Annotated in this window: 20 protein-coding genes and 1 riboswitch; of the genes, 13 read left to right on the top strand and 7 right to left on the bottom strand. The window is 62.4% G+C overall.

Going from position 1 to position 20,450, the window contains the following annotated elements; genetic code table 11:
* The first annotated feature begins 55 nt into the window (after positions 1-55).
* Entirely contained in the window at positions 56-1,261 is a 1,206-nt protein-coding gene (locus ACQ5BM_RS20980) for a diguanylate cyclase (RefSeq protein WP_429815399.1), read from the top strand.
* 65 nt (positions 1,262-1,326) lie between these two features.
* On the opposite strand, the gene ACQ5BM_RS20975 is transcribed toward ACQ5BM_RS20980, so the two are convergent.
* Positions 1,327-2,004, bottom strand: a complete 678-nt coding sequence (locus ACQ5BM_RS20975; RefSeq protein ID WP_429815396.1) for an alpha/beta hydrolase — start codon at positions 2,002-2,004, stop codon at positions 1,327-1,329.
* A 224-nt stretch (positions 2,005-2,228) separates the two neighbouring features.
* Between ACQ5BM_RS20975 and ACQ5BM_RS20970 the strand changes: the two genes are divergently transcribed.
* The 9 genes from ACQ5BM_RS20970 (at position 2,229) to ACQ5BM_RS20930 (ending at position 11,500) form a co-directional block, all read left to right on the top strand.
* The gene (locus ACQ5BM_RS20970; protein ID WP_429815393.1) at positions 2,229-3,395 is read left to right on the top strand and encodes a cysteine desulfurase family protein; all 1,167 of its coding nucleotides are present in this window, start codon (positions 2,229-2,231) and stop codon (positions 3,393-3,395) included.
* 152 nt (positions 3,396-3,547) lie between these two features.
* Positions 3,548-5,017: a Fe-S cluster assembly protein SufB gene (gene sufB, locus ACQ5BM_RS20965; protein WP_429815391.1), complete on the top strand. Its 1,470-nt coding sequence runs from the start codon at positions 3,548-3,550 to the stop codon at positions 5,015-5,017.
* A 78-nt stretch (positions 5,018-5,095) separates the two neighbouring features.
* Positions 5,096-5,851, top strand: a complete 756-nt coding sequence (sufC, locus tag ACQ5BM_RS20960; RefSeq protein WP_173516581.1) for a Fe-S cluster assembly ATPase SufC — start codon at positions 5,096-5,098, stop codon at positions 5,849-5,851.
* A 22-nt stretch (positions 5,852-5,873) separates the two neighbouring features.
* Positions 5,874-7,154, top strand: a complete 1,281-nt coding sequence (sufD, locus tag ACQ5BM_RS20955) for a Fe-S cluster assembly protein SufD (RefSeq protein WP_429815388.1) — start codon at positions 5,874-5,876, stop codon at positions 7,152-7,154.
* Between the two features lie 129 nt (positions 7,155-7,283).
* A complete protein-coding gene (locus tag ACQ5BM_RS20950) occupies positions 7,284-8,525 on the top strand; it encodes a cysteine desulfurase (RefSeq protein WP_429815385.1) in 1,242 nt (413 codons plus the stop codon).
* A gap of 69 nt (positions 8,526-8,594) precedes the next feature.
* Positions 8,595-8,975, top strand: coding sequence for an SUF system Fe-S cluster assembly protein (locus tag ACQ5BM_RS20945; protein ID WP_173516578.1), 381 nt, complete (start codon positions 8,595-8,597; stop codon positions 8,973-8,975).
* A 95-nt stretch (positions 8,976-9,070) separates the two neighbouring features.
* A complete protein-coding gene (sufA, locus tag ACQ5BM_RS20940; RefSeq protein WP_429815383.1) occupies positions 9,071-9,463 on the top strand; it encodes a Fe-S cluster assembly scaffold SufA in 393 nt (130 codons plus the stop codon).
* A gap of 92 nt (positions 9,464-9,555) precedes the next feature.
* Complete coding sequence (locus ACQ5BM_RS20935; protein ID WP_429815381.1) at positions 9,556-11,061, top strand: sensor histidine kinase; 1,506 nt, start codon at positions 9,556-9,558, stop codon at positions 11,059-11,061.
* Positions 11,062-11,071: 10 nt separating this feature from the next.
* Positions 11,072-11,500, top strand: coding sequence for a response regulator (locus tag ACQ5BM_RS20930; RefSeq protein ID WP_429815378.1), 429 nt, complete (start codon positions 11,072-11,074; stop codon positions 11,498-11,500).
* 163 nt (positions 11,501-11,663) lie between these two features.
* On the opposite strand, the gene gcvP is transcribed toward ACQ5BM_RS20930, so the two are convergent.
* From gcvP to gcvT, 3 genes are read right to left on the bottom strand one after another with little or no spacing between them, the layout of a single operon-like run.
* On the bottom strand, positions 11,664-14,528 hold the full coding sequence (gene gcvP / locus ACQ5BM_RS20925; protein ID WP_429815375.1) for an aminomethyl-transferring glycine dehydrogenase: 2,865 nt from the start codon (positions 14,526-14,528) through the stop codon (positions 11,664-11,666).
* Positions 14,528-14,890 carry a glycine cleavage system protein GcvH gene (gene gcvH / locus ACQ5BM_RS20920; protein WP_429815373.1) on the bottom strand — a complete coding sequence of 121 codons (363 nt, stop codon included), beginning with the start codon at positions 14,888-14,890 and terminating at the stop codon, positions 14,528-14,530. Before gcvH ends, gcvP begins: the two co-directional genes overlap by 1 nt.
* Positions 14,891-14,906: 16 nt before the next feature.
* Entirely contained in the window at positions 14,907-16,046 is a 1,140-nt protein-coding gene (gene gcvT / locus ACQ5BM_RS20915) for a glycine cleavage system aminomethyltransferase GcvT (protein WP_429815370.1), read from the bottom strand.
* A 141-nt stretch (positions 16,047-16,187) separates the two neighbouring features.
* A riboswitch (glycine riboswitch) is annotated at positions 16,188-16,275 on the bottom strand.
* A gap of 222 nt (positions 16,276-16,497) precedes the next feature.
* Between gcvT and ACQ5BM_RS20910 the strand changes: the two genes are divergently transcribed.
* Both ACQ5BM_RS20910 and ACQ5BM_RS20905 read left to right on the top strand, forming a co-directional pair.
* The gene (locus tag ACQ5BM_RS20910) at positions 16,498-16,887 is read left to right on the top strand and encodes a hypothetical protein (protein WP_429815368.1); all 390 of its coding nucleotides are present in this window, start codon (positions 16,498-16,500) and stop codon (positions 16,885-16,887) included.
* A gap of 95 nt (positions 16,888-16,982) precedes the next feature.
* Complete coding sequence (locus ACQ5BM_RS20905; protein WP_429815366.1) at positions 16,983-17,969, top strand: DUF1775 domain-containing protein; 987 nt, start codon at positions 16,983-16,985, stop codon at positions 17,967-17,969.
* Between the two features lie 22 nt (positions 17,970-17,991).
* Here the strand turns inward: ACQ5BM_RS20905 and ACQ5BM_RS20900 are convergent, their stop codons facing one another.
* Positions 17,992-18,348 (bottom strand): hypothetical protein, encoded by a 357-nt coding sequence (locus ACQ5BM_RS20900; RefSeq protein WP_429815364.1) that lies wholly within the window; start codon positions 18,346-18,348, stop codon positions 17,992-17,994.
* 209 nt (positions 18,349-18,557) lie between these two features.
* Here ACQ5BM_RS20900 and ACQ5BM_RS20895 point away from each other — a divergent pair, with 209 nt between their 5' ends.
* A complete protein-coding gene (locus ACQ5BM_RS20895) occupies positions 18,558-19,010 on the top strand; it encodes a nuclear transport factor 2 family protein (RefSeq protein ID WP_429815361.1) in 453 nt (150 codons plus the stop codon).
* Here the strand turns inward: ACQ5BM_RS20895 and ACQ5BM_RS20890 are convergent.
* Positions 18,974-19,288 carry a chaperone modulator CbpM gene (locus tag ACQ5BM_RS20890; protein WP_429815359.1) on the bottom strand — a complete coding sequence of 105 codons (315 nt, stop codon included), beginning with the start codon at positions 19,286-19,288 and terminating at the stop codon, positions 18,974-18,976. The genes ACQ5BM_RS20895 and ACQ5BM_RS20890 overlap by 37 nt on opposite strands.
* Complete coding sequence (locus tag ACQ5BM_RS20885; protein WP_429815356.1) at positions 19,285-20,205, bottom strand: DnaJ C-terminal domain-containing protein; 921 nt, start codon at positions 20,203-20,205, stop codon at positions 19,285-19,287. Before ACQ5BM_RS20885 ends, ACQ5BM_RS20890 begins: the two co-directional genes overlap by 4 nt.
* Positions 20,206-20,450 lie beyond the last annotated feature (245 nt).

The following is a 20,450-nucleotide window of genomic DNA, read 5'->3' as shown; positions in this document are numbered from 1 at the left end:
CCGTCGGAGGTGGCGAAGGCGGCTTGCTCGCAATACGAAGGTTTCGGGTTCTTCGATGGGTGGTGCGATTTCTCTGCTGGCTGTGAATTTCATCATTGCGCAGATTTACACGGTCGCATTCCTCACCATCGCCGTGAAGAGCCGTCAGCGTTCCGCGGCACTGTGGTGTGCGGCCGGTTTTGCCGTCGCCTCGCTTTCGGCCGTTTGTGAAGCGATCATTCCCTTCTCGTCCACGCCACGGCTCTTCGCCATCGGTGCTTTCGCCTCTGTGCTCGGCGGCTTCTGCCTTCTGCGTTTTGGTCTGGGCCGGTTTTATGGGCTTCCGGTGCGCTGGACCGTGCTTGGCGCGTGTTTCCTCGCCGGCGTCGCGCTGGACGTGGCAATCTACGACCTGCCGCGCGGCACCTGGCAGCACGCCATCCCCTACCAGATGCCTTTCTTTCTGATCCAGGCGTGGACCGCATCCGTGGTAATCCGCTCGGGACGCCGCTCCTTTTTCGACCGGGTGCTCTTCGGGCTGTTGGCGTTGTCCGCGGCCTATTATCTCGTGAAGATCTATGCCGCCGTTGCCGCCGGCTCGGGCGCCACCGCCCAGGATTATGTTTCGAGCTCGTTTGCGCTCATTTCCCAGGCACTTGGTGCGATGCTGATCGTTGGGGCGGGCCTGGCCATGCTCGGCGTCATGGTCAAGGACATCGTCGACGACGCGCAGGCCCGCTCGGAAATCGATCTTCTTTCGGGGCTCTACAATCGTCGCGGCTTCATGGACCGCGTCATACCGCTCTTGCATGCACGCGAGACCCAGACGCCGGGCACGCTGATCCTCGCCGACCTCGATCGCTTCAAGCTGGTCAACGACACCTACGGCCACCTTGCCGGCGACGAAGTGATCCGCCATTTCGCGCGGGTGCTGATGGACGTCATGCCGAACCGTGCCGTGGCTGGCCGCCTCGGCGGTGAGGAGTTCGCGGTGTTTCTGCCCTGTACGGAGCTGTCGGAAGCGCGTGTCGTCGCCCATGGCATGCGCGCCGCCATCATGTCCCAGCAGATCGCTGGCCTGCCCGAGGCGGCGCGCGTGACGGCAAGCTTCGGCGTCACGGCCGCCGGCAGCGGCGAGGCGCTGGATCCCGTGATGCAGCGCGCCGACAAGGCGCTCTACGCGGCCAAGGCAAACGGGCGCAACCGGGTCGAATGCGGCGAGACGCCGACCACGGTCGTCAATCCGTCCGTACCGCAGTGGGTCTGCCGCCCGCAAGGCTGACCTGAAACGAAAAGGGCCGCGCGTTCCGAAGAACGCGCGGCCCTATTGTTCAATCTCTCAAGCGATCAGCGAATGCGCTTGGCGGCCGGTTCCGGCGTCAATTCGCCATTCAGGCGACGGTCGAGGTAGTCCTCGCATTCCGACATCAGGCCTTCGACCTGGCCGTTGAAGAAGTGGTTAGCGCCGGGAACGGTGCGGTGGGTGATGAGAATGCCCTTCTGGGCTTTAAGCTTCTCGACGAGACCGTTCACGTCCTTCTCCGGCGCGACCTTGTCGGAATCGCCGTTGATGATCAGGCCGGACGACGGGCAGGGCGCCAGGAACGAGAAGTCGTAGATGTTCGGCTGCGGCGCCACGGCCATGAAACCCTCGATTTCCGGACGGCGCATCAGGAGCTGCATGCCGATCCACGCGCCGAAAGAATAGCCGGCAACCCAGCAACTCTTCGAATCCGGATGGAGGCTCTGCACCCAGTCTAGCGCGGACGCCGCATCCGACAGTTCGCCGGCGCCGTGGTCGAATTCACCCTGGCTGCGCCCGATGCCACGAAAGTTGAAACGGAGGGTGGTGAAGCCGCGCTTCTGGAACATATAGAAGAGCTGGTAGACGATCTGGTTGTTCATCGTGCCGCCGAACTGCGGATGCGGGTGCAGGATGATGGCGATCGGCGCGCTCTTTTGCTTCGAAGGCTGATAGCGGCCTTCTAGGCGGCCAGCGGGTCCGTTGAAGATGATTTCGGGCATTGGCTCTCCGGGAGTGTTCCTGGTTCGAATCTTGGTTTCAGATCGCGATCAGTCTTGACGAAAGCAGTCAGCTTTTCTAAAACCTAGTTTAGAACCGTTCAAAACTTCTGTGCGGGCATTCCGCCTTGTGCTTCGTCTCATAAGGCAAGCGACGCGGAAAATTCAAGGAAAATGCATCGCCAGAGGTTGCCGGCTCGCAGCCTGTTGTTCTAGCGAAGGAAATCATGTCGGGTTCGCGCATCTACATGGACTGGAACGCCACGGCGCCGCTTCTCACCGAAGCGCGCGAGGCCTGCCTGTCGGCGCTCGACCTCGTCGGCAACCCTTCTTCCGTCCATGGCGAAGGCCGCGCGCTGCGAACGCTGATCGAAAACGCCCGCCGCGATGTGGCCGCCCTTTGCGGGGCAAAAGCGGCAAGCGTCATCTTCACCAGCGGCGCGACGGAAGCGGCCAACCTGGTGCTGACGCCCGATTTCCGCATGGGCCGCACGCCGCTCAAGATCGGCCGGCTCTATCGATCGGCGATCGAACACCCGGCAGTGCGCGAAGGCGGACGCTTTCCGCCCGAAGCCGTTTGCGAAATCCCGGTGACGCCTGCCGGCATTGTCGATCTCCAGGCGCTTCGTGAATTGTTGACGGCACATGACCGCCAGCTCGGCCTGCCGATGGTTGCCGTCATGCTGGTCAACAACGAGACCGGCATCATCCAGCCGATCGCCGAAGTCGCCGAGATCGTTCGCGCCCATGGCGGCGTTCTCGTCGTAGACGCGGTGCAGGCTGCCGGCCGCGTGCCGCTTGCTATCGAAGAGACCGGAGCTGATTTCCTCATTCTCTCCTCGCACAAGCTCGGTGGCCCGAAGGGCGCCGGCGCGTTGGTGGCGCGCGGCGAGGTTATGATGCCCGCACCGCTGATCCGCGGCGGTGGGCAGGAGAAGGGACACCGTTCCGGCACCGAAAATTCGGTGGCGATCGCCGGCTTTGCCGCAGCCGCCCGGAAGGCCGGCGAAGGTGTCGGCCAGCGGATGAGCGCGATTGCCGCGTTGCGCGACAAGCTTGAAAGCGAGATGCTGGCGGCGGCTGCCGATGTGGTCATTCACGGCCGTGACATTTCGCGCGTTGGCAACACGATCTTCTTCACACTTCCTGGCCTGAAGGCAGAGACGGGGCAGATCGCTTTCGACCTCGAAGGCGTCGCGCTTTCGGCGGGATCGGCATGTTCGTCCGGCAAGGTGGGGCAAAGCCACGTGCTGACGGCGATGGGCTACGATCCGCGCCAGGGGGCGCTCAGAATTTCGATCGGCGAAACGACGACGGCGGCTGAAATCGAACGTTGCGCCGCCGCTTTCGCAAAGGTAGCAGCAAGACGCCGGGCGCCGGGACAGGCGGCTTGAGGCGGGACGATGGGACGAAATTGCGGAAAAGCAATTTTCCGCTTGGCAAACAGGGTGAAAAGCGCCTTTTAGCCATTACATAAGCGGTGCGCCACGTTCGCATCGTGTTGACAAGCTGCCGGACCTTGGATCCGGCGAGATTGGAGAACGACATGCCTGCCGTGCAGGAAACCATTGATCAGGTCCGTCAGATCGACGTCGACCAGTACAAATACGGCTTCGAGACGCATATCGAGGTCGAGAAGGCGCCGAAGGGCCTTTCGGAAGAGATCATTCGCTTCATTTCGGCGAAGAAGAACGAGCCGGAATGGATGCTCGAGTGGCGTCTTGGTGCCTATCGCCGTTGGCTGACGCTCGAAGAGCCGACCTGGGCCCGTGTCAGCTATCCGAAGATCGACTTCAACGAGATCTACTACTATGCCGCCCCGAAGGGCACGACGGGTCCGAAGTCGCTCGACGAAGTCGATCCCGAAATCCTCAAGGTCTACGAGAAGCTCGGCATTCCGCTGAAGGAACAGGAAATCCTCGCGGGCGTGCAGAAGTCGAAGATCGCCGTCGACGCCGTCTTCGATAGCGTCTCCGTCGTCACCACCTTCAAGGAAGAGCTGAAGAAGGCCGGCGTGATCTTCATGTCGATCTCCGAGGCGATCCGTGAACATCCAGACCTCGTGCAGAAGTATCTCGGCTCCGTCGTTCCGACGACCGACAACTACTATGCGACGCTGAACTCCGCGGTCTTCACCGACGGTTCCTTTGTCTACGTGCCGAAGGGCGTGCGTTGCCCGATGGAACTTTCGACTTACTTCCGCATCAACGAGAAGAACACCGGCCAGTTCGAGCGTACGCTGATCATCGCCGACGAGGGCGCCTATGTGTCCTACCTCGAAGGCTGCACCGCACCGCAGCGCGACGAGAACCAGCTTCACGCGGCCGTCGTCGAGCTCGTCGCGCTCGATGATGCCGAGATCAAGTATTCGACGGTGCAGAACTGGTATCCGGGCGACAAGGACGGCAAGGGCGGCATCTACAACTTCGTCACCAAGCGTGGCGATTGCCGCGGCAAGAACTCCAAGATTTCCTGGACGCAGGTTGAAACCGGTTCGGCGATCACCTGGAAATATCCGTCCTGCATCCTGCGCGGCGACAATTCGCGCGGCGAGTTCTATTCGATCGCGGTCTCGAACGGCCACCAGCAGATCGACTCGGGCACCAAGATGATCCACCTCGGCAAGAACACGTCGAGCCGCATCATCTCCAAGGGTATCGCTGCCGGCGTCTCGGAAAACACCTATCGCGGCCAGGTTTCGGCCCACCGCAAGGCCGAGAACGCCCGCAACTTCACCCAGTGCGACTCCTTGTTGATTGGCGACAAGTGCGGCGCGCATACCGTGCCCTATATCGAGGCGAAGAACTCGACGGCACAGTTCGAGCACGAGGCGACCACGTCGAAAATTTCCGAGGACCAGCTTTTCTACTGCCTGCAGCGCGGCATTCCGGAGGAGGCGGCGATCGCACTGATCGTCAACGGCTTCGTCAAGGAAGTGATCCAGGAGCTGCCGATGGAGTTTGCGGTCGAGGCGCAGAAGCTGATCGGCATCTCGCTCGAAGGCTCGGTCGGCTAAGGCCTTGAACTGAATATTGAATGGCGCGCACCGCGTTTGCGCGCGAACAGACATTCGCTTCCCAAGAGGACGATAGAAATGCTTGAAATCAAGAACCTGCACGCCCGTATCGCCGAAGACGGCACCGAAATCATCCGTGGCCTGAACCTGACCGTGAAGGCCGGCGAAGTCGCTGCCATCATGGGCCCGAACGGCTCCGGCAAGTCGACGCTTTCCTATATCCTCTCGGGCCGCGAAGACTATGAAGTCACCGAAGGCGACATCCTCTATAACGGCGAGAGCATCCTGGAGCTCGACGCATCCGAGCGTGCGGCCAAGGGCATCTTCCTCGCCTTCCAGTATCCGGTCGAAATCCCCGGCGTTGCCACCATGCAGTTCCTCAAGGTGGCGATGAACGAGCAGCGCAAATATCGCGGCGAAGACGAACTGACTACGCCGGAATTCATGCGTCGCGTCAAGGAAGCGGCAGCCGAGCTGAAGATCGCTCCGGAAATGCTGCGCCGTCCGCTGAACGTCGGCTTCTCCGGTGGTGAAAAGAAGCGCGCCGAGATCCTGCAGATGTCGCTGCTCGAGCCGAAGCTGTGCGTGCTCGACGAAACCGACTCCGGCCTCGACATCGACGCGCTGAAGGTCGTCGCCGACGGCGTCAACGCGCTGCGTTCGCCGGACCGCGCCGTCGTGGTCATCACCCACTACCAGCGCCTGCTCGACTACATCGTTCCCGACACCGTGCACGTGCTCTACAAGGGCCAGGTCATCAAGTCGGGCGACAAGACGCTGGCGCACGAACTCGAAGCCAACGGCTACGCGGACATCATCGGGGCCGCGGCCTGACGCCTGTTGAAGGAGTGTTCGAATGAATATGCAACAGGCAATCAAGATGACGGCTGCCGAAACGGCGCTCGTCGATGCCTATACGACGCAGATCGGCGATCTGCCGGGTGACGGCTCGGTGCTTTCGGTGCGCGACACGCTGGTGCACGAACTCAAGACCGCCGGTCTGCCGACCCGCCGGGTCGAATCCTGGCACTATACCGACCTGCGGACGCTGCTGCGCGCCGTCCCGGACGCCGATCCGACGGCCTTTGCCGATCGCGTCGACGCGCTGGTTCCGGGCTCGACCGTGCTTTCCGTCCGCAACGGCCGCGCCGAGGTCAAGGGCAGCCTGCCTGAAGGTGTGACCGTGCGTTCCTATGTCGACAGCCTGCTCGACGGTTCGGCGGCAGCCGGCCTCGCCGTGCTCGGCCTTGACGACGCGATCGGCCGCATCAATGGCGGCCTCGTTCGCGGTGGTCTCGAAATCGACGTCGCCGCTGAAACGGCACTCGAGGACCCGCTGGAAATCCAGCTGGTGCAGAGCCTCGGCCAGGCGCATACGCGCTTCCCGGTCGCTTTCGGTGCCAACTCCAAGGCAACGGTGATCGAGCGCCATCTTTCGACTGATGACGCCGAGAGCTTCGTCTCGTCGGTCAGCGACGTGACACTTGCCGAAGGTGCCGATGTCATCTGGATCATCCTGCAGCAGCAGGGCGCTGCCGATACCCATCTCGGCCAGATCCGCTTCGATCTCGGCAAGAATGCCAAGCTGCATCTCTTCATCATCAACGCCGGCGGCAAGCTGGTGCGTCAGGAGATCCACGGCAAGACGAGCGGCGAGGGCGCGGATCTCAAGTTGCGCGGCATCAACCTGCTCGGCGGCGAAAGCCACACGGACGTGACCTTCACGCTCGGCCACAACGTGCCGCACACGACCTCGACCGAGATCATCCGCAACGTCGTCTTCGACCGCGCCAAGGGCGTGTTCCAGGGCAAGATCCTGGTCGCCAAGGACGCCCAGAAGACCGACGCGAAGATGGCGTGCAACACGCTGCTTCTCTCCGACGATGCCGACCTGTCGGCGAAGCCGGAGCTGGAGATCTTCGCGGACGACGTTCAGTGCGGTCACGGGGCAACGGTTGCCGACATCGATCACACCCAGCTCTTCTACCTGATGGCGCGCGGTGTGCCGGAGAACAAGGCACGGGCGATGCTCGTCAACGCCTTCGTCGCCGAGATCGTCGAAGAGCTGGAAGACCACGAAGCGGTGGTCGAGGCACTCGAAGACGTCATTTCGACCTGGCTCGACAAGCACGCCTGAGCGGCTCCTGCGTAATTCCTTAATTCGGCATCGATTTAAGGATAAAATTATGCAGCGGTTCAACAAGTTACAGCGAGCTGGCGCGTCCTGGAAGACGCGCGGCGCTGTAGGGCAATTGGATTGAAAGACATGGAACACTCTGTACCGGTGCCCGCCTACGACGTCGAAGCGATCCGCAAGGATTTTCCGATCCTGTCGCGAACCGTCTACGGCAAGCCGCTTGTCTATCTCGACAACGGCGCATCGGCGCAGAAACCGCAGGTGGTGATCGATGCGGTGGCCCATGCCTATGCCAACGAATATGCCAACGTGCATCGTGGCCTGCATTTCCTGTCGAATGCCGCGACGGAAGCCTATGAGGCAGCGCGCGAGAAGGTGCGTCGCTTCCTGAACGCCCCTTCGCCCGACAACATCATCTTCACCAAATCCTCGACGGAAGCGATCAACACCGTCGCCTATGGCTACGGCATGCCAAAGCTCGGCGAGGGCGACGAGATCGTACTGTCGATCATGGAGCACCACTCCAACATCGTTCCCTGGCACTTCATCCGCGAGCGGCAGGGCGCCAAGCTCGTCTGGGCGCCGGTGGACGACAACGGCGCGTTCCACCTCGAAGATTTCGTCAAGTGCCTGACGGACCGCACCAAGCTCATCGCCATCACCCATATGTCGAATGCCCTTGGCACCGTGGTTCCGGTCAAAGAGATTTGCCGCATCGCCCGCGAACGCGGCATCCCGGTTCTGGTCGACGGCAGTCAGGGCGCCGTTCACATGCCCGTCGATGTCCAGGATATCGATTGCGACTGGTACGTGATGACCGGCCACAAGCTGTACGGTCCGTCCGGCGTCGGCGTGCTCTACGGCAAGATGGATCGGCTGAAGGAGATGCGGCCGTTTCTCGGCGGCGGCGAGATGATCGAGGTGGTGACCGAGGACTACGTCACCTACAACGATCCGCCGCATCGCTTTGAGGCCGGCACGCCGCCGATCGTGCAGGCGATCGGTCTCGGATACGCGCTGGACTACATGGACAAGCTCGGCCGCGCAGCGATCCAGGCACACGAGGCCGACCTGACCGCCTATGCGCGCGAGCGTCTTTCGGCCGTCAATTCGCTGCGGGTCTTCGGCAATGCGCCTGACAAGGGCAGCATCTTTGCCTTCGAGATTGCCGGCATCCATTCGCACGACGTATCGATGGTGATCGACCGCGCAGGCGTCGCGGTTCGCGCCGGCACGCATTGCGCCCAGCCGCTCTTGAAACGCTTCGGTGTTACCTCCACATGCCGTGCATCTTTCGGCCTCTATAATACAAGGGCCGAAGTGGACGCGCTGGCGGACGCGCTGGAGCATGCGCGCAAATTCTTCGACTAAGAAATTGATAAAAGGTTCAAAGAGTTCTCGGAATTTTCTGAACCAAAAGAGAAAGCCCAGGAGGCCGATATGAGCCTTGATGCTACGGAAGAAAAGGTCGATGTTCGCGAGGGCATCGTGCATTCGGCAATCCCGGCCGAGGAACTGGCGCGTCTCAGCGACGATATCATCGCCGCACTGAAGACCGTCTACGACCCGGAAATCCCGGCCGACATCTTCGAACTCGGCCTCGTCTACAAGATCGACATCGAGGATGACCGGATGGTCAAGATCGACATGACGCTGACCGCGCCGGGCTGCCCGGTGGCCGGCGAAATGCCGGGCTGGGTCGAGAATGCCGTCGGCGCCGTCGAGGGCGTATCGGGCGTCGAAGTCTCGATGACCTTCGATCCGCCGTGGACACCGGACCGCATGTCCGAGGAGGCACAGGTCGCGGTCGGTTGGTACTGAGCCGGCTGCGTATTGATCCGTCAAGGCACGGATACTACATTTGATTCTGTAAGGCGCCGGGCCTTTACCCCGGTGACGACAAGGAGAATGAGCCCATGGGCTTTGCCGTTATGAGCCTGACCGATGCTGCCGCCGACCGCGTCCGTTCGATTGTCGAAGGCGCCGGCGCCGATGCCAAGGGCATTCGCGTCAGCATCAAGAAGGGCGGTTGCGCAGGCATGGAGTATGCCGTCGATCTGGTTACCGAGCCCAATGCGAAGGACGACCTGATCGAACATCAGGGCGCCAGGGTCTGGGTCGCGCCGGAAGCCGTGCTCTACCTGCTGGGTACGCAGATGGATTTCGAAGTCACGACGCTGCGTTCCGGTTTCACCTTCAACAACCCGAACCAGACATCCGCCTGCGGCTGCGGCGAATCGGTCGAGTTGAAGCCCGCCGACCTCGCGGCACTCGCCGCGCGCGGTGACGCCGTGGTGCGTGCCAACTAAGTTTCTCTGTTCCTTCAAACGGATAGGTCGGCCCGGTTTTCGCCGGGCCTTTTTTCTGCTGAGATGCGCGGACATGGAACAGGGGATTGGGCATGGCGGCGTTCAATGAGGATCTCGTCTTCAAGGCGCTCTACGAGGCCTTTCCCGATCCCGTGATCATCGTCGACGCCGAACGGATTATCCGCTCCGCAAACAATGCCGCCTTTCGCCAATTCGGTTATCCCGCCGAAGAGTTCATCGACCGCTCGGTGCGGCTGATCTACGCCAATGACGCGGAATATGAGAAGCGCCTGCGCAACCGCGCGGCGCGCGTCGATGAAACCGCCGCCCGGACGTCGAACTATCTCTATGTCAGGCGCGACGGATCAACCTTTTCCGGCCACCTCCGCACAACGCCGCTGCTCGACGACCAGGGCGAGGAACTGGCGCTCATCGGCATCATCCGCGACGTTTCGGATTTGACCGAGGCTGTAGGCGAGCGGCAGAAGGCTTCCGAGATGCTCAATGCAGCGCTGGAAGCGATGCCCGAGGGCTTTGCCATCTTCGACCGGCAGGAGCGGCTGGTCGTCTATAACAGGGCCTATCAGGCCATCTGCGGGCCGGCAGGAGCTGCGCTGAAGCCCGGCATTACCGCCGAGGAGATTCTGCTTCTGGGGCGACAGGGCGGCCACTATCCCGATGCCTTGCCGGGCACCCGCGAAGGCGACGAGTGGATTGCTTCGCGCCTGCGCGATTTTCGTCACCCCGATGGTCGCCCCAAAATCTACCGCTATGCCGAAGATCGTTGGCTGCGCGTGGAGAACATCAAGGCGAAGGACGGCAACACCGTCGTCGCGCGCGTCGACGTCACGGATCTCAAGCGCGCCGAGCTGGCGCTCGAACGCCAGCGGCAGGAACTCGAACACAAGAATGAGGCGCTCGATCAGTTTACGGCTACGGTCTCTCACGACCTGAAGGCGCCGCTAAGACACATCTCCATGTTCTCGGAGATGATCGAGGACGATCTGGCAGCAGGCGACCAGGCCGAACTCGCCGAGAATGCGCGTCATCTGCGCGACAGCGTGAAGCGGATGAACAGGGTGATCGACAGCCTGCTCGACTATGCGCAGATCGCGCACCGGATCAGCCAATGGACAAAGGTGCGGCTGGCGGACATCGTCGCCGAGACGCTGACGATGCTTGCCGGCGACGTGCAGGAAGCGCAGGCAACCTTCGAGATCGGCGACCTGCCGGAGGTGGATGGGGATCCGGAGCTGCTTCGCCGCCTGGTCCAGAACCTGATCGGCAATGCGGTCAAGTATCGGCACGCCGACCGCCAGCCGGTGATCCGCATTCAGGGCGGCGTCGCCGATCAGATCGTCGAACTGGTGGTCGAAGACAATGGCATCGGCATCGATCCGCGCTTTTCGACACGGATATTCGAGGTGTTCCAGCGGCTGCACAAGGATGAATCGGTCTATGGCGGCACGGGGATCGGTCTGGCTCTGGCCAAACGGATAGCCGAAAGCCACGACGGCTCGATCCGGCTTGACACCACCTTCCGCGAAGGCGCACGTTTCATCGTGCTTCTTCCGAGGCGGCTACGGAAGGCAAACTAGGGCGGAACAGGTGGTCTCGACGCCAAAGCGACTGCTCTTGGTGGAGGACGACGCGCATGACGCGCGCTTCGTGACGCGTGCCTTCGCGCAGGTGGACGAGACGATCGACCTGGTGCTGGCGGCAGATGCAGACGAAGCGATCGCCCAGCTTGCTCAAACCCATTTCGACTATGTGCTCCTGGATATCAAGCTGCCCGGCAGCGACGGTATCGAGCTTCTGCGGCGCATCCGCAGGGGACAGGCAACCGTCCTTGTTCCCATCATCGTGTTGACATCGTCCAGCAATCCGACCGACGTGCTCCATTGCTATCGCGCCGGCGCCAATGCCTATGTGGCCAAACCTGCCTCGGTCGCCGGCTACCGGCACTTTGCCGAGGCCTTCGTCCGCTTCTGGATCGAAAATACCATCCCGCCTCCCGGAATGAGCTCGCGTCGGTAAGTGCGCGGTCCGCAAAGACGCAGGCAGGCGAAGGCTTCACGTCCTTGTGCCGGTCTTTGTCGATTTCGGAGTTGAATCTGGATGGGGGCGCGGGGCGCGCTGTCACGGTCGCCGGATGGAGCGGGAGAAACCGGCGGAGCGAGCCCCGCCGGTTCGTTTGACGTTACTCTGCCGCTTCCGCGTAGCTTTCCAGCGGCGGGCAGGTGCAGACGAGGTTGCGGTCGCCATAGACGTTGTCGACGCGGTTGACCGGCGACCAATACTTGTCGACACGGAAGGCGCCCGGCGGGAAGCAGGCCTGCTCGCGCGAATAGGGACGATCCCAATCGCCGACCAGGTCTTCGACCGTGTGCGGAGCGTTCTTCAGCGGATTGTTGACCTTGTCCATGCGACCTTCCTCAATGGCGCGGGCTTCCTCACGGATCGCCAGCATCGCATCGCAGAAGCGGTCGATTTCAGCCTTGGTCTCCGACTCGGTAGGCTCGATCATCAGCGTTCCGGCAACCGGCCAGCTCATGGTCGGCGCATGGAAGCCGCAGTCGATCAGGCGCTTTGCCACATCGTCCACCGTGACGCCGGCGCTTTCGACCAGCGGACGGGTGTCGATGATGCACTCATGCGCGACACGCCCCTTCGACGACTTGTAGAGCACTTCATAGGCGCCCTTCAGCCGGGCGGCGATGTAGTTGGCGTTGAGGATCGCCACCTTCGTCGCCTGGGTCAGGCCTTCGCCGCCCATCATCAGGCAGTAGCTCCAGGAGATCGGCAGGATCGAAGCCGAGCCGAAGGGAGCCGCCGAGACCGCGCCCTCATGTCCGTCCGTTTCCGGATGGCCGGGCAGGTAAGGGGCCAGATGCGCCTTGACGCCGATCGGACCCATTCCGGGACCGCCGCCGCCATGCGGGATGCAGAAGGTTTTGTGCAGGTTCAGGTGGCTGACGTCGGAGCCGATGTCGCCGGGGCGGGCAAGGCCGACCATGGCGTTCATGTTGGCGCCGTCCATGTAGACCTGGCCGCCGTGCTTGTGGACGATCTCGCAGACCTCGCGCACGTTCTCCTCGAACACGCCATGGGTCGAGGGATAGGTAATCATGCAGCACGAGAGGTTTTCCGCGTACTGTTCTGCTTTCGGACGGAAATCGTCCATGTCGATGTCGCCGTTGTCGCTGACCTTGACGACGACGACCTTCATGCCGGCCATCTGGGCCGAAGCAGGATTGGTGCCATGCGCGGAGGTCGGGATCAGGCAGACGTCGCGATGGCCGTTGCCATTGGCGATGTGATAGGCGCGGATCGTGAGGAGACCGGCATATTCGCCCTGGGCGCCTGAGTTCGGCTGCATCGAGATCGCGTCATAGCCAGTGACGGCGCAGAGCTTTTCCGACAGATCCTCGATCATGTGCTGGTAGCCAGCCGCCTGATCCTTCGGCACGAAGGGATGGATCTCAGAGAATTCCGGCCAGGTGATCGGCAGCATTTCCGCGGTCGCGTTCAGCTTCATCGTGCACGAGCCGAGCGGGATCATCGCCCGGTCGAGCGCGAGGTCACGGTCCGACAGACGGCGGATGTAGCGCGTCATCTCGCTTTCGGCGCGGTTCATGTGGAAGATCGGATGCGTCAGGTACTCGCTGGTGCGTAGCAGCGCTTCCGGCAGACGGTAGTCCGGGTCGAACTGCTCGACCTTGAAGTCGCCGCCGAAGGCGCGCCAGACCGCCTCGAGCGTAACCGGGCGCGAACGCTCGTCGAGGCTGATGCCGATCTTGGTGTCGCCGATCTTGCGCAAGTTGACTTCCTCGGCGACCGCGGTCTTGAGGATGATACCCTGCAGCTTGCCGACTTCGACGGTGATCGTGTCGAAGAACACGTCGGGCTCGACGGTGTAGCCGAGCTTTTCGAGGCCCATGGCGAGACGGACGGTCTTCTGGTGAACGCTCTGAGCGATCGCCTTGATGCCCTTCGGGCCGTGGAAGACGGCATACATCGAGGCCATGACGGCGAGCAGCACCTGCGCCGTGCAGATGTTCGACGTCGCCTTTTCGCGGCGAATATGCTGTTCGCGGGTCTGCAGCGACAGCCGGTAGGCGCGGTTGCCGCGCGCATCGACCGATACGCCGACAAGACGGCCGGGCATGGAACGCTTGTGGGCGTCCTTGACCGCCATATAGGCGGCATGCGGACCACCGTAACCGACCGGGACACCGAAACGCTGGGTGCAGCCGATGGCAATGTCTGCGCCCATTTCGCCCGGCGATTTCAGGAGCGCCAGGGCCAACGGATCGGCGGCGACGGTGGCGACCGCCCCGGTCTGGTGCAGACGGGCGATCAGCCCGGTGAAATCATGCACGTGGCCGTATGTGCCCGGGTACTGGAAGATGGCGCCGAAAACGTCGACCGGATCGAGGTCGGTGAACGGATTACCGACGACGATCTGCCAGCCGAGCGGCTCGGCGCGCGTCTTCAAGAGAGCGATCGTCTGCGGGTGGCAGTTCTCGTCGACGAAGAAGGTCTTGGCCTTCGACTTCGAGACGCGCTCGGCCATGGCCATGGCTTCAGCGGCGGCGGTCGCTTCATCGAGCAGCGAAGCATTGGCAACGTCGAGGCCGGTCAGGTCGCAGACCATGGTCTGGTAGTTGAGCAGCGCTTCGAGACGGCCCTGGCTGATTTCCGGCTGGTAGGGCGTATAGGCCGTGTACCAGGCCGGGTTTTCCAGGATGTTGCGCTGGATGACCGGCGGCGTGATCGTGCCATAGTAGCCCTGACCGATCAGCGAGACGAGCTTCTGGTTGCGGTTGGCCGTTTCGCGCATCTTGTCGAGCGCTTCGCGCTCGGTCATCGGCGCACCCCAGGAGAGCGGGGTCTTCTGGCGGATCGACGGCGGGACAGTGTCGTCGATCAATGCATCGAGCGTCGGATAGCCGACGACCTTCAGCATCTCGTCCATTTCGGCCGGCGACGGGCCGATATGACGCCGATTGGCGAAGTCATACGGCTTGTAGTCAGTAAAGGTGAAATCCTTGGGCATGCTCATCAGGCGACGAGCTCCTTATAGGCCGCTTCATCGAGAAGGGCGTCGGCATCGCCGGGATTGGCGAGCTTGAGCTTGAAGAACCAGGCAGCCCCTTGCGGGTCGCTGTTGACCAGCGACGGATCGTCGACGATCGCCTGGTTCACTTCGACGATTTCGCCGTCAAGCGGACAATAGACGTCGGAAGCTGCCTTGACGGACTCGACGGTGGCAGCGGAATCGCCCTTCGAGAAGGTCGAGCCGGTTTCCGGCAGTTCAACGAAGACGAGGTCGCCAAGCTGGCCGGCGGCGTGCTCGGTGATGCCGACGGTCGCGACACCAGCTTCGATCTTCAGCCACTCGTGTTCCTCAGTGAACTTCAACATGTGCGCTCTCTCCTGATCAGCGTTTGTAGGTTTGTTTGACAAAGGGCAGGGCGGCGACCGCGACAGGCAGGTACTTGCCGCGCACTTCCGCAAAAAGGGTGGTGCCGTTTTCGGCGTGGCCGACGTCGACGTAGCCCATGGCAACCGGACCATCGACGGAGGGGCCGAAACCACCCGAGGTCACCTGGCCGACCGAGGTCTTGCCCTCGGCGTCGGCGAAGAGCTTGGCGCCGCCGCGAACCGGCGCGCGTCCCTCCGGCTTCAGCCCGACGCGACGGCGCGAAGCGCCATCGGTCAACTGGCCGAGGATGCGACCGGCGCCCGGGAAGCCGCCTTCGCGGGCGCCACCGGCGCGGCGCGCCTTCTGCATCGCCCATTCGAGCGCTGCTTCCACCGGGGTCGTAGTCGTGTCGATGTCGTTTCCGTAGAGACAAAGGCCGGCTTCGAGGCGCAGCGAATCGCGGGCGCCGAGGCCGATCGGCTTGACGTCGGGATGTTCCAGAAGGCGCTGGCTCACATCGACGGCGGAGGCGACGGGAATGGAGATCTCGAAGCCATCTTCGCCGGTGTAGCCCGAGCGGGAGATAATGCAGGTGACGTCGTGCAGGTCCGCCTCGGCAACGTCCATGAAGCGCATGTCGGAGACATCGGCCCAGAGTTCGCCAAGAACAGCTTCGGCACGCGGCCCCTGAAGCGCGATCAGCGCCCGATCCTCGATCATCGTCACGTCGCAGGTATCGGAAAGGCCTTTCTGCAGCAGGTCGAAGTCGGCGTCCTTGCAGGCGGCGTTGACGACGAGGAACAGATGGTCGCCGCGATTGGTGATCATCAGGTCGTCGAGGATGCCACCTTCGGCATTGGTGAAGAGGCCATAACGCTGGCGTCCTTCGGCGAGGCCGAGCACATCGACCGGTACCAGCTTTTCGAGCGCCAGCGCCGCGTCTTCGATCTTGCCGGACTTCGGCCGGACGATGACCTGGCCCATGTGCGAGACATCGAAGAGACCGGCGGCAACCCGGGTGTGCTGGTGTTCCTTCATCACGCCATCAGGGTACTGCACCGGCATTTCGTAGCCGGCAAAGGGCACCATGCGCGCGCCCAGAGAAAGGTGCAGCGCATGCAGCGGCGTATGTTTCAAATGAGGATTGTCTTCCAAATCCGGCCTCCAGGTCTGGCGCTCTCGCGCCGGCTCACACTTCCGGCGTCAATCGCCGTCGATTCGAGCCCCCTCTGTCCCTTTGCCTGAGATTGTTATCCCTTCGGCGAGCGCAAAAGCGCTTCTCTCCAGAGTCCTACCGGCACCTTGCTGGTCCTTTGGCCTGAGAGTTTCCGGGGCGGTTGCTCCTTCGGCACCGGAGTGAACCGGTTTCTCCCAACAAGATCGTCTCCAGATAACGGCGAAGGCGGGAGCTTGGCAAGGGGGCGGTGTCGCGGTGAAACACATTTTTGTCGCATGACCAAAAGACGCAGCCGAGGCCACTGCGGCAATTCTGCCTTTGCTTTCTTCTCCGGTTGAGGATAACCCAAGATCGATACGAGAGCGGGGATGGGAAAAATCTGTGCGGTTTTCCATCCGCATCCCGCTCTAACCCACAAGAGTCGATCGGATGACAGGGCGCGAAGGCAAATTCGGGATAGCAGTGCGGCTGATCGCCGTATTTGCGCTCGTTTTCCTGACCTTTGCCCACAAGCCGCTCAGCGCCAAGACGCTGACACCGGCCGAGATCGCCGCCTATCAACTGCCTGACGGTACGCTCGCCGAAATCTGCTTCGGCACGGACGGCGTCGACCACCAAAGCGGCAAGGGCCAGTCCATGGCCCCGGTCTGCGAAGCATGCCGTCTTTCGAGCGCGATCCTTCTGCCGGTTCCACCCGTGGAAAGCGTTCGCGCCGATACAGGCACATGGCTCGTTTCGCCCATCCTGATAGAAAACGATGCTGCCCATCAGCATCTGCGCCTCCTGCCGCCTTCGCGCGGGCCGCCGGCGCATTCGTAATCCTCCGCTCGCATCCCATTCAATACGCCGCCGCCAAGCGGCTTGGACCACCGGCAACCGGGCAAGGGCCCGGCGCGTGGTCAGGAGATTACGATATGACAAAGACCAGGATCGCTTCACTTTCGCTCGGCCTTACCCTTGCCGCAAGCGGCATTGCCCACGCGCACGCCACGTTTGAAAACAACACGGCGCCGGTTGAAAGCACCTTCAAGGCGGTGCTGCAGGTGCCGCATGGCTGCGACGGCAAGCCGACGACGGAAGTGCAGATCAAGCTGCCGGAAGGATTTGTCCTCGCTCAACCGCAGCCGAAGCCCGGTTGGGAAATCGAAATCATCAAAGGCGACTACCAGAAGACCTACGACAATCACGGCAAGAAGGTCTCGTCCGGCCCCCTGGAAATCCGCTGGAAGGGCGGCAGCCTGCCGGACGAATATTACGACACCTTCGTCGTCCGCGGCAAAGTATCGGGCTTCGACAAGGAGACCGTGCTTGCATTCCCGACCACGCAGCTTTGCGGGACCGACGGCAAGGTCGTCTGGGACCAGGTCGCTGCCGAGGGCCAGAATGCGCATGACCTGAAGAGCCCGGCGCCGACCGTGACGGTAACGATGGCCGATGCAGCCGATCCCCATGCCGGCCATGGCGGGCATATGGCTGCTGCCGACGGGTCGGCAAAGATTGGCGATCTCGAGATTTCGGGCGGGTCGCTGAAAGCGATGCTGCCCGGCGCCAAGGTCGGTGGCGGCTTCCTGACGATCAAGAATGGGGGGGCAAGCGAAGACCGGCTGGTCGCCGTCGAAAGCCCTGCGGCTGCGCGCGTCGAGATCCACGAGATGAAGATGGAAAACGACGTGATGAAGATGCGCAAGCTCGAGGACGGCGTTGCCTTGCCGGCTGGAGAAACGGTCGAGCTCAAGGCCGGCGGCCTGCACCTGATGTTCATGGACGTGAAGACGCCGTTCAAGGAAGGCGATGCCGTTCCCGTCACGCTCATCTTCGAAAAGGCCGGCAAGGTCGATACAATGTTCCCGGTTGGCTCCGCCAAGGGCGGCGAAGCGGCCGGCGGCCACAAACATCAGTGACCAAGAGTCTGCGACGCGCGCCTCAGGCGGCGTCGCTTTCATCCTGTTGGCCGGCGGGGTCCTCCTGCCGGCCTTCGTCTTCCTGCTCTTCGAAACCATCGTCGCCATCGCGCATGAATTCGAGATAGCGGCGCAGGGCTTCGGCTTCCGAGCGTTCCGGCAAACGGCCGTCGGCGCTTGCCAGCATGAAGGAGAGGGGCAGGGCACCCTTGGTCTTGGGTATCAAGACCGGCGCCAATGCTGGCTCCTCGGGGCGCTTGATCGAAAGCAGCGTGATCGCTTCATCGGTCGGGCCATCACCACTTACGCGTGCCGACGGCTTCAGCGCTTCCGCCGCATAGGCCGCCGTCGTCGCGGATACTGTGACGACCTGTGTCACGTCTTTCCTGCCTTCCGTTGTCAATCCTTTCTTGTCGCTCAATTCCACTTGCAGGCGTGTAAAAACCAACGCCTGCCTTTTAATAAAATCCTAATGATGACCACATTGGCGGCGCTTACGGCAAAAGAATCCCGGAGCGCGGGCCTTTACTTGCGCTATTGCTAAAGTGCGCGCACACTCGCCCAGATAGAAAAACGGGGAGGCTTCCCATGACCGAGCGAAGCGTGCTGGAAAGCAGAGTGCAGGCCCTATACAGCGCCCGCAATGTCAATGACCTCGATACCATAATGGCGCTGCTCGATCCCGACTTCAGCTTCCGCATCGTCGGAAGCGCCAGGCTCGGCACGATGGCCCTCGCGGTCAACACGCCCGAGACCGTGCGCGGCAGTTTCCAGGCGCTCATAGAGAGCTGGGACTTGAGCGGGATGGAGATGGTCGGCGCCTATGCTGACGGCGACACCATCGTCGTTCACCGTGCCGGTGTCGTTTGCTTCGTTCCCTCGCAAACCCGCGAACGGACCGAAATCATCGACAAGTTCACGTTCCGCAACGGCCGGATCGTCGATCTGACGGAGTTCGTCGACACCTTGTTCGTCGCCGAAACGGTCGGGCTGCTGGACAGGGACTATTCGCCCTCAACGCTCGACAGGATGAGCCTTTGAACCTCCGGGTCCTGGGAGCGGATGGCGTTCATCAACTCGGCAAGGCGGCCGCGCAGGCCGTGGATCTGGTCGAGCAGCCGCATCGCGACGTCGACACCGTCGTCGTTGACACCCATCGGGCCGGTCAGATCCTGGATCAGCCGGGCGCGGGCGAGGTCAGCCTCCTCGAAAAGCCAGCCGGCTTCCGCCTCGCGCGGCATCAGCCAGCGCTGCTCGACCCAGACGCGCAGGACCTTCACCTCGATGTCCAGGTTTTCGCAGAATTCACGGTCGTTCATGCGTGCCCTCCCATGCCTTTGCGCGGGTCTTCCATCTTTCCGGCTGCCCAGCTTTCGACGAAAGCGGACAACGCCGGATCCGGGGTCTGCGGCAGCACGATCTTCAGGCTGACATAGGCATCGCCATGGCCGCCGCCCGGTTTGTGCAGGCCCTTGCCCTTCAACCGCAGGGTCTTGCCGGTGTTGGAATGCGGCGGGATCGTGACATTGACTGCCCCGTCGATCGTCGGAACCCGAATCTTGCCGCCCAGCACCGCTTCACTGAGCGAGATCGGCACCTCGTAGCGGACGTCGTCGCCATCGGCTGCAAACAGAGGATGGGGCCTGACGCGAATATCGATCAGCGCATCGCCCGCCGGCGCGCCGTTAAACCCGGGCTCACCCTTGCCACGCAGCCGCAGCGTCTGGCCGTCGCGCGTGCCGGGCGGGATGGTGAGATCGAGCGCCGGTCCGCCGCCCGGCAGGCTGATCTCGGTCTTGGTACCGTTAGCCGCATCGAGAAAGCCGATCTCCATGGAAAAACGGTGATCGCGGCCGCGCTGGCCTCGCTGCTGGCCGCCGCTGCGACGGGAAAAGAAACTCGAGAAGATATCGTCCGCGTCCGCGAAATCCGAGAAGCCATGTGCGCTCTCGTAGCGTCCCGCCGTATCCCCGGACGCGGCATAGTCGCGGTAGTAGTGACGGCTCGCGGTCTCCGCACCCGTCTCGTCGATTTCGCCCCGATCATATTTGCCGCGTTTTTCCTCGTCACTGAGGAGAGCGTAGGCCGCCGAAATCGCCTTGAAGCGGTCCTCCGCTCCTTTGTCTCCCGGGTTTAGGTCCGGATGCAATTTCTTGGCGAGCTTGCGATAGGCGCTCTGAATGTCCTTCAGTGTCGCATCGCGGCTGACGCCGAGCGCTTCGTATGGGTTCGTCATGCGATCTCCTCAGACGGCAACTGTTGCAGGCACATCACCGACGCCTGCATGCGCTGCGATCAGACACCTTCAACCACTCGCCTAAGAGCATAGGGCGGATTTTCGCGTGCGACAGGGGCGGCGCACGATGCGTGACGCATTGTCGCCCGTGCGGCCCGTTGCGGCTCTGCGCCCAGCGCCATTTCGCGCATTCGCGATCCCTGGTACAATCAGCGTCGGGAATTGCGTTCGAGGCGCGATGTGGC

Source organism: Ensifer sp. B1-9, from assembly GCF_050474445.1.
Lineage (GTDB): Bacteria > Pseudomonadota > Alphaproteobacteria > Rhizobiales > Rhizobiaceae > Ensifer.
This window is presented reverse-complemented; position numbering and strand designations above follow the sequence as displayed.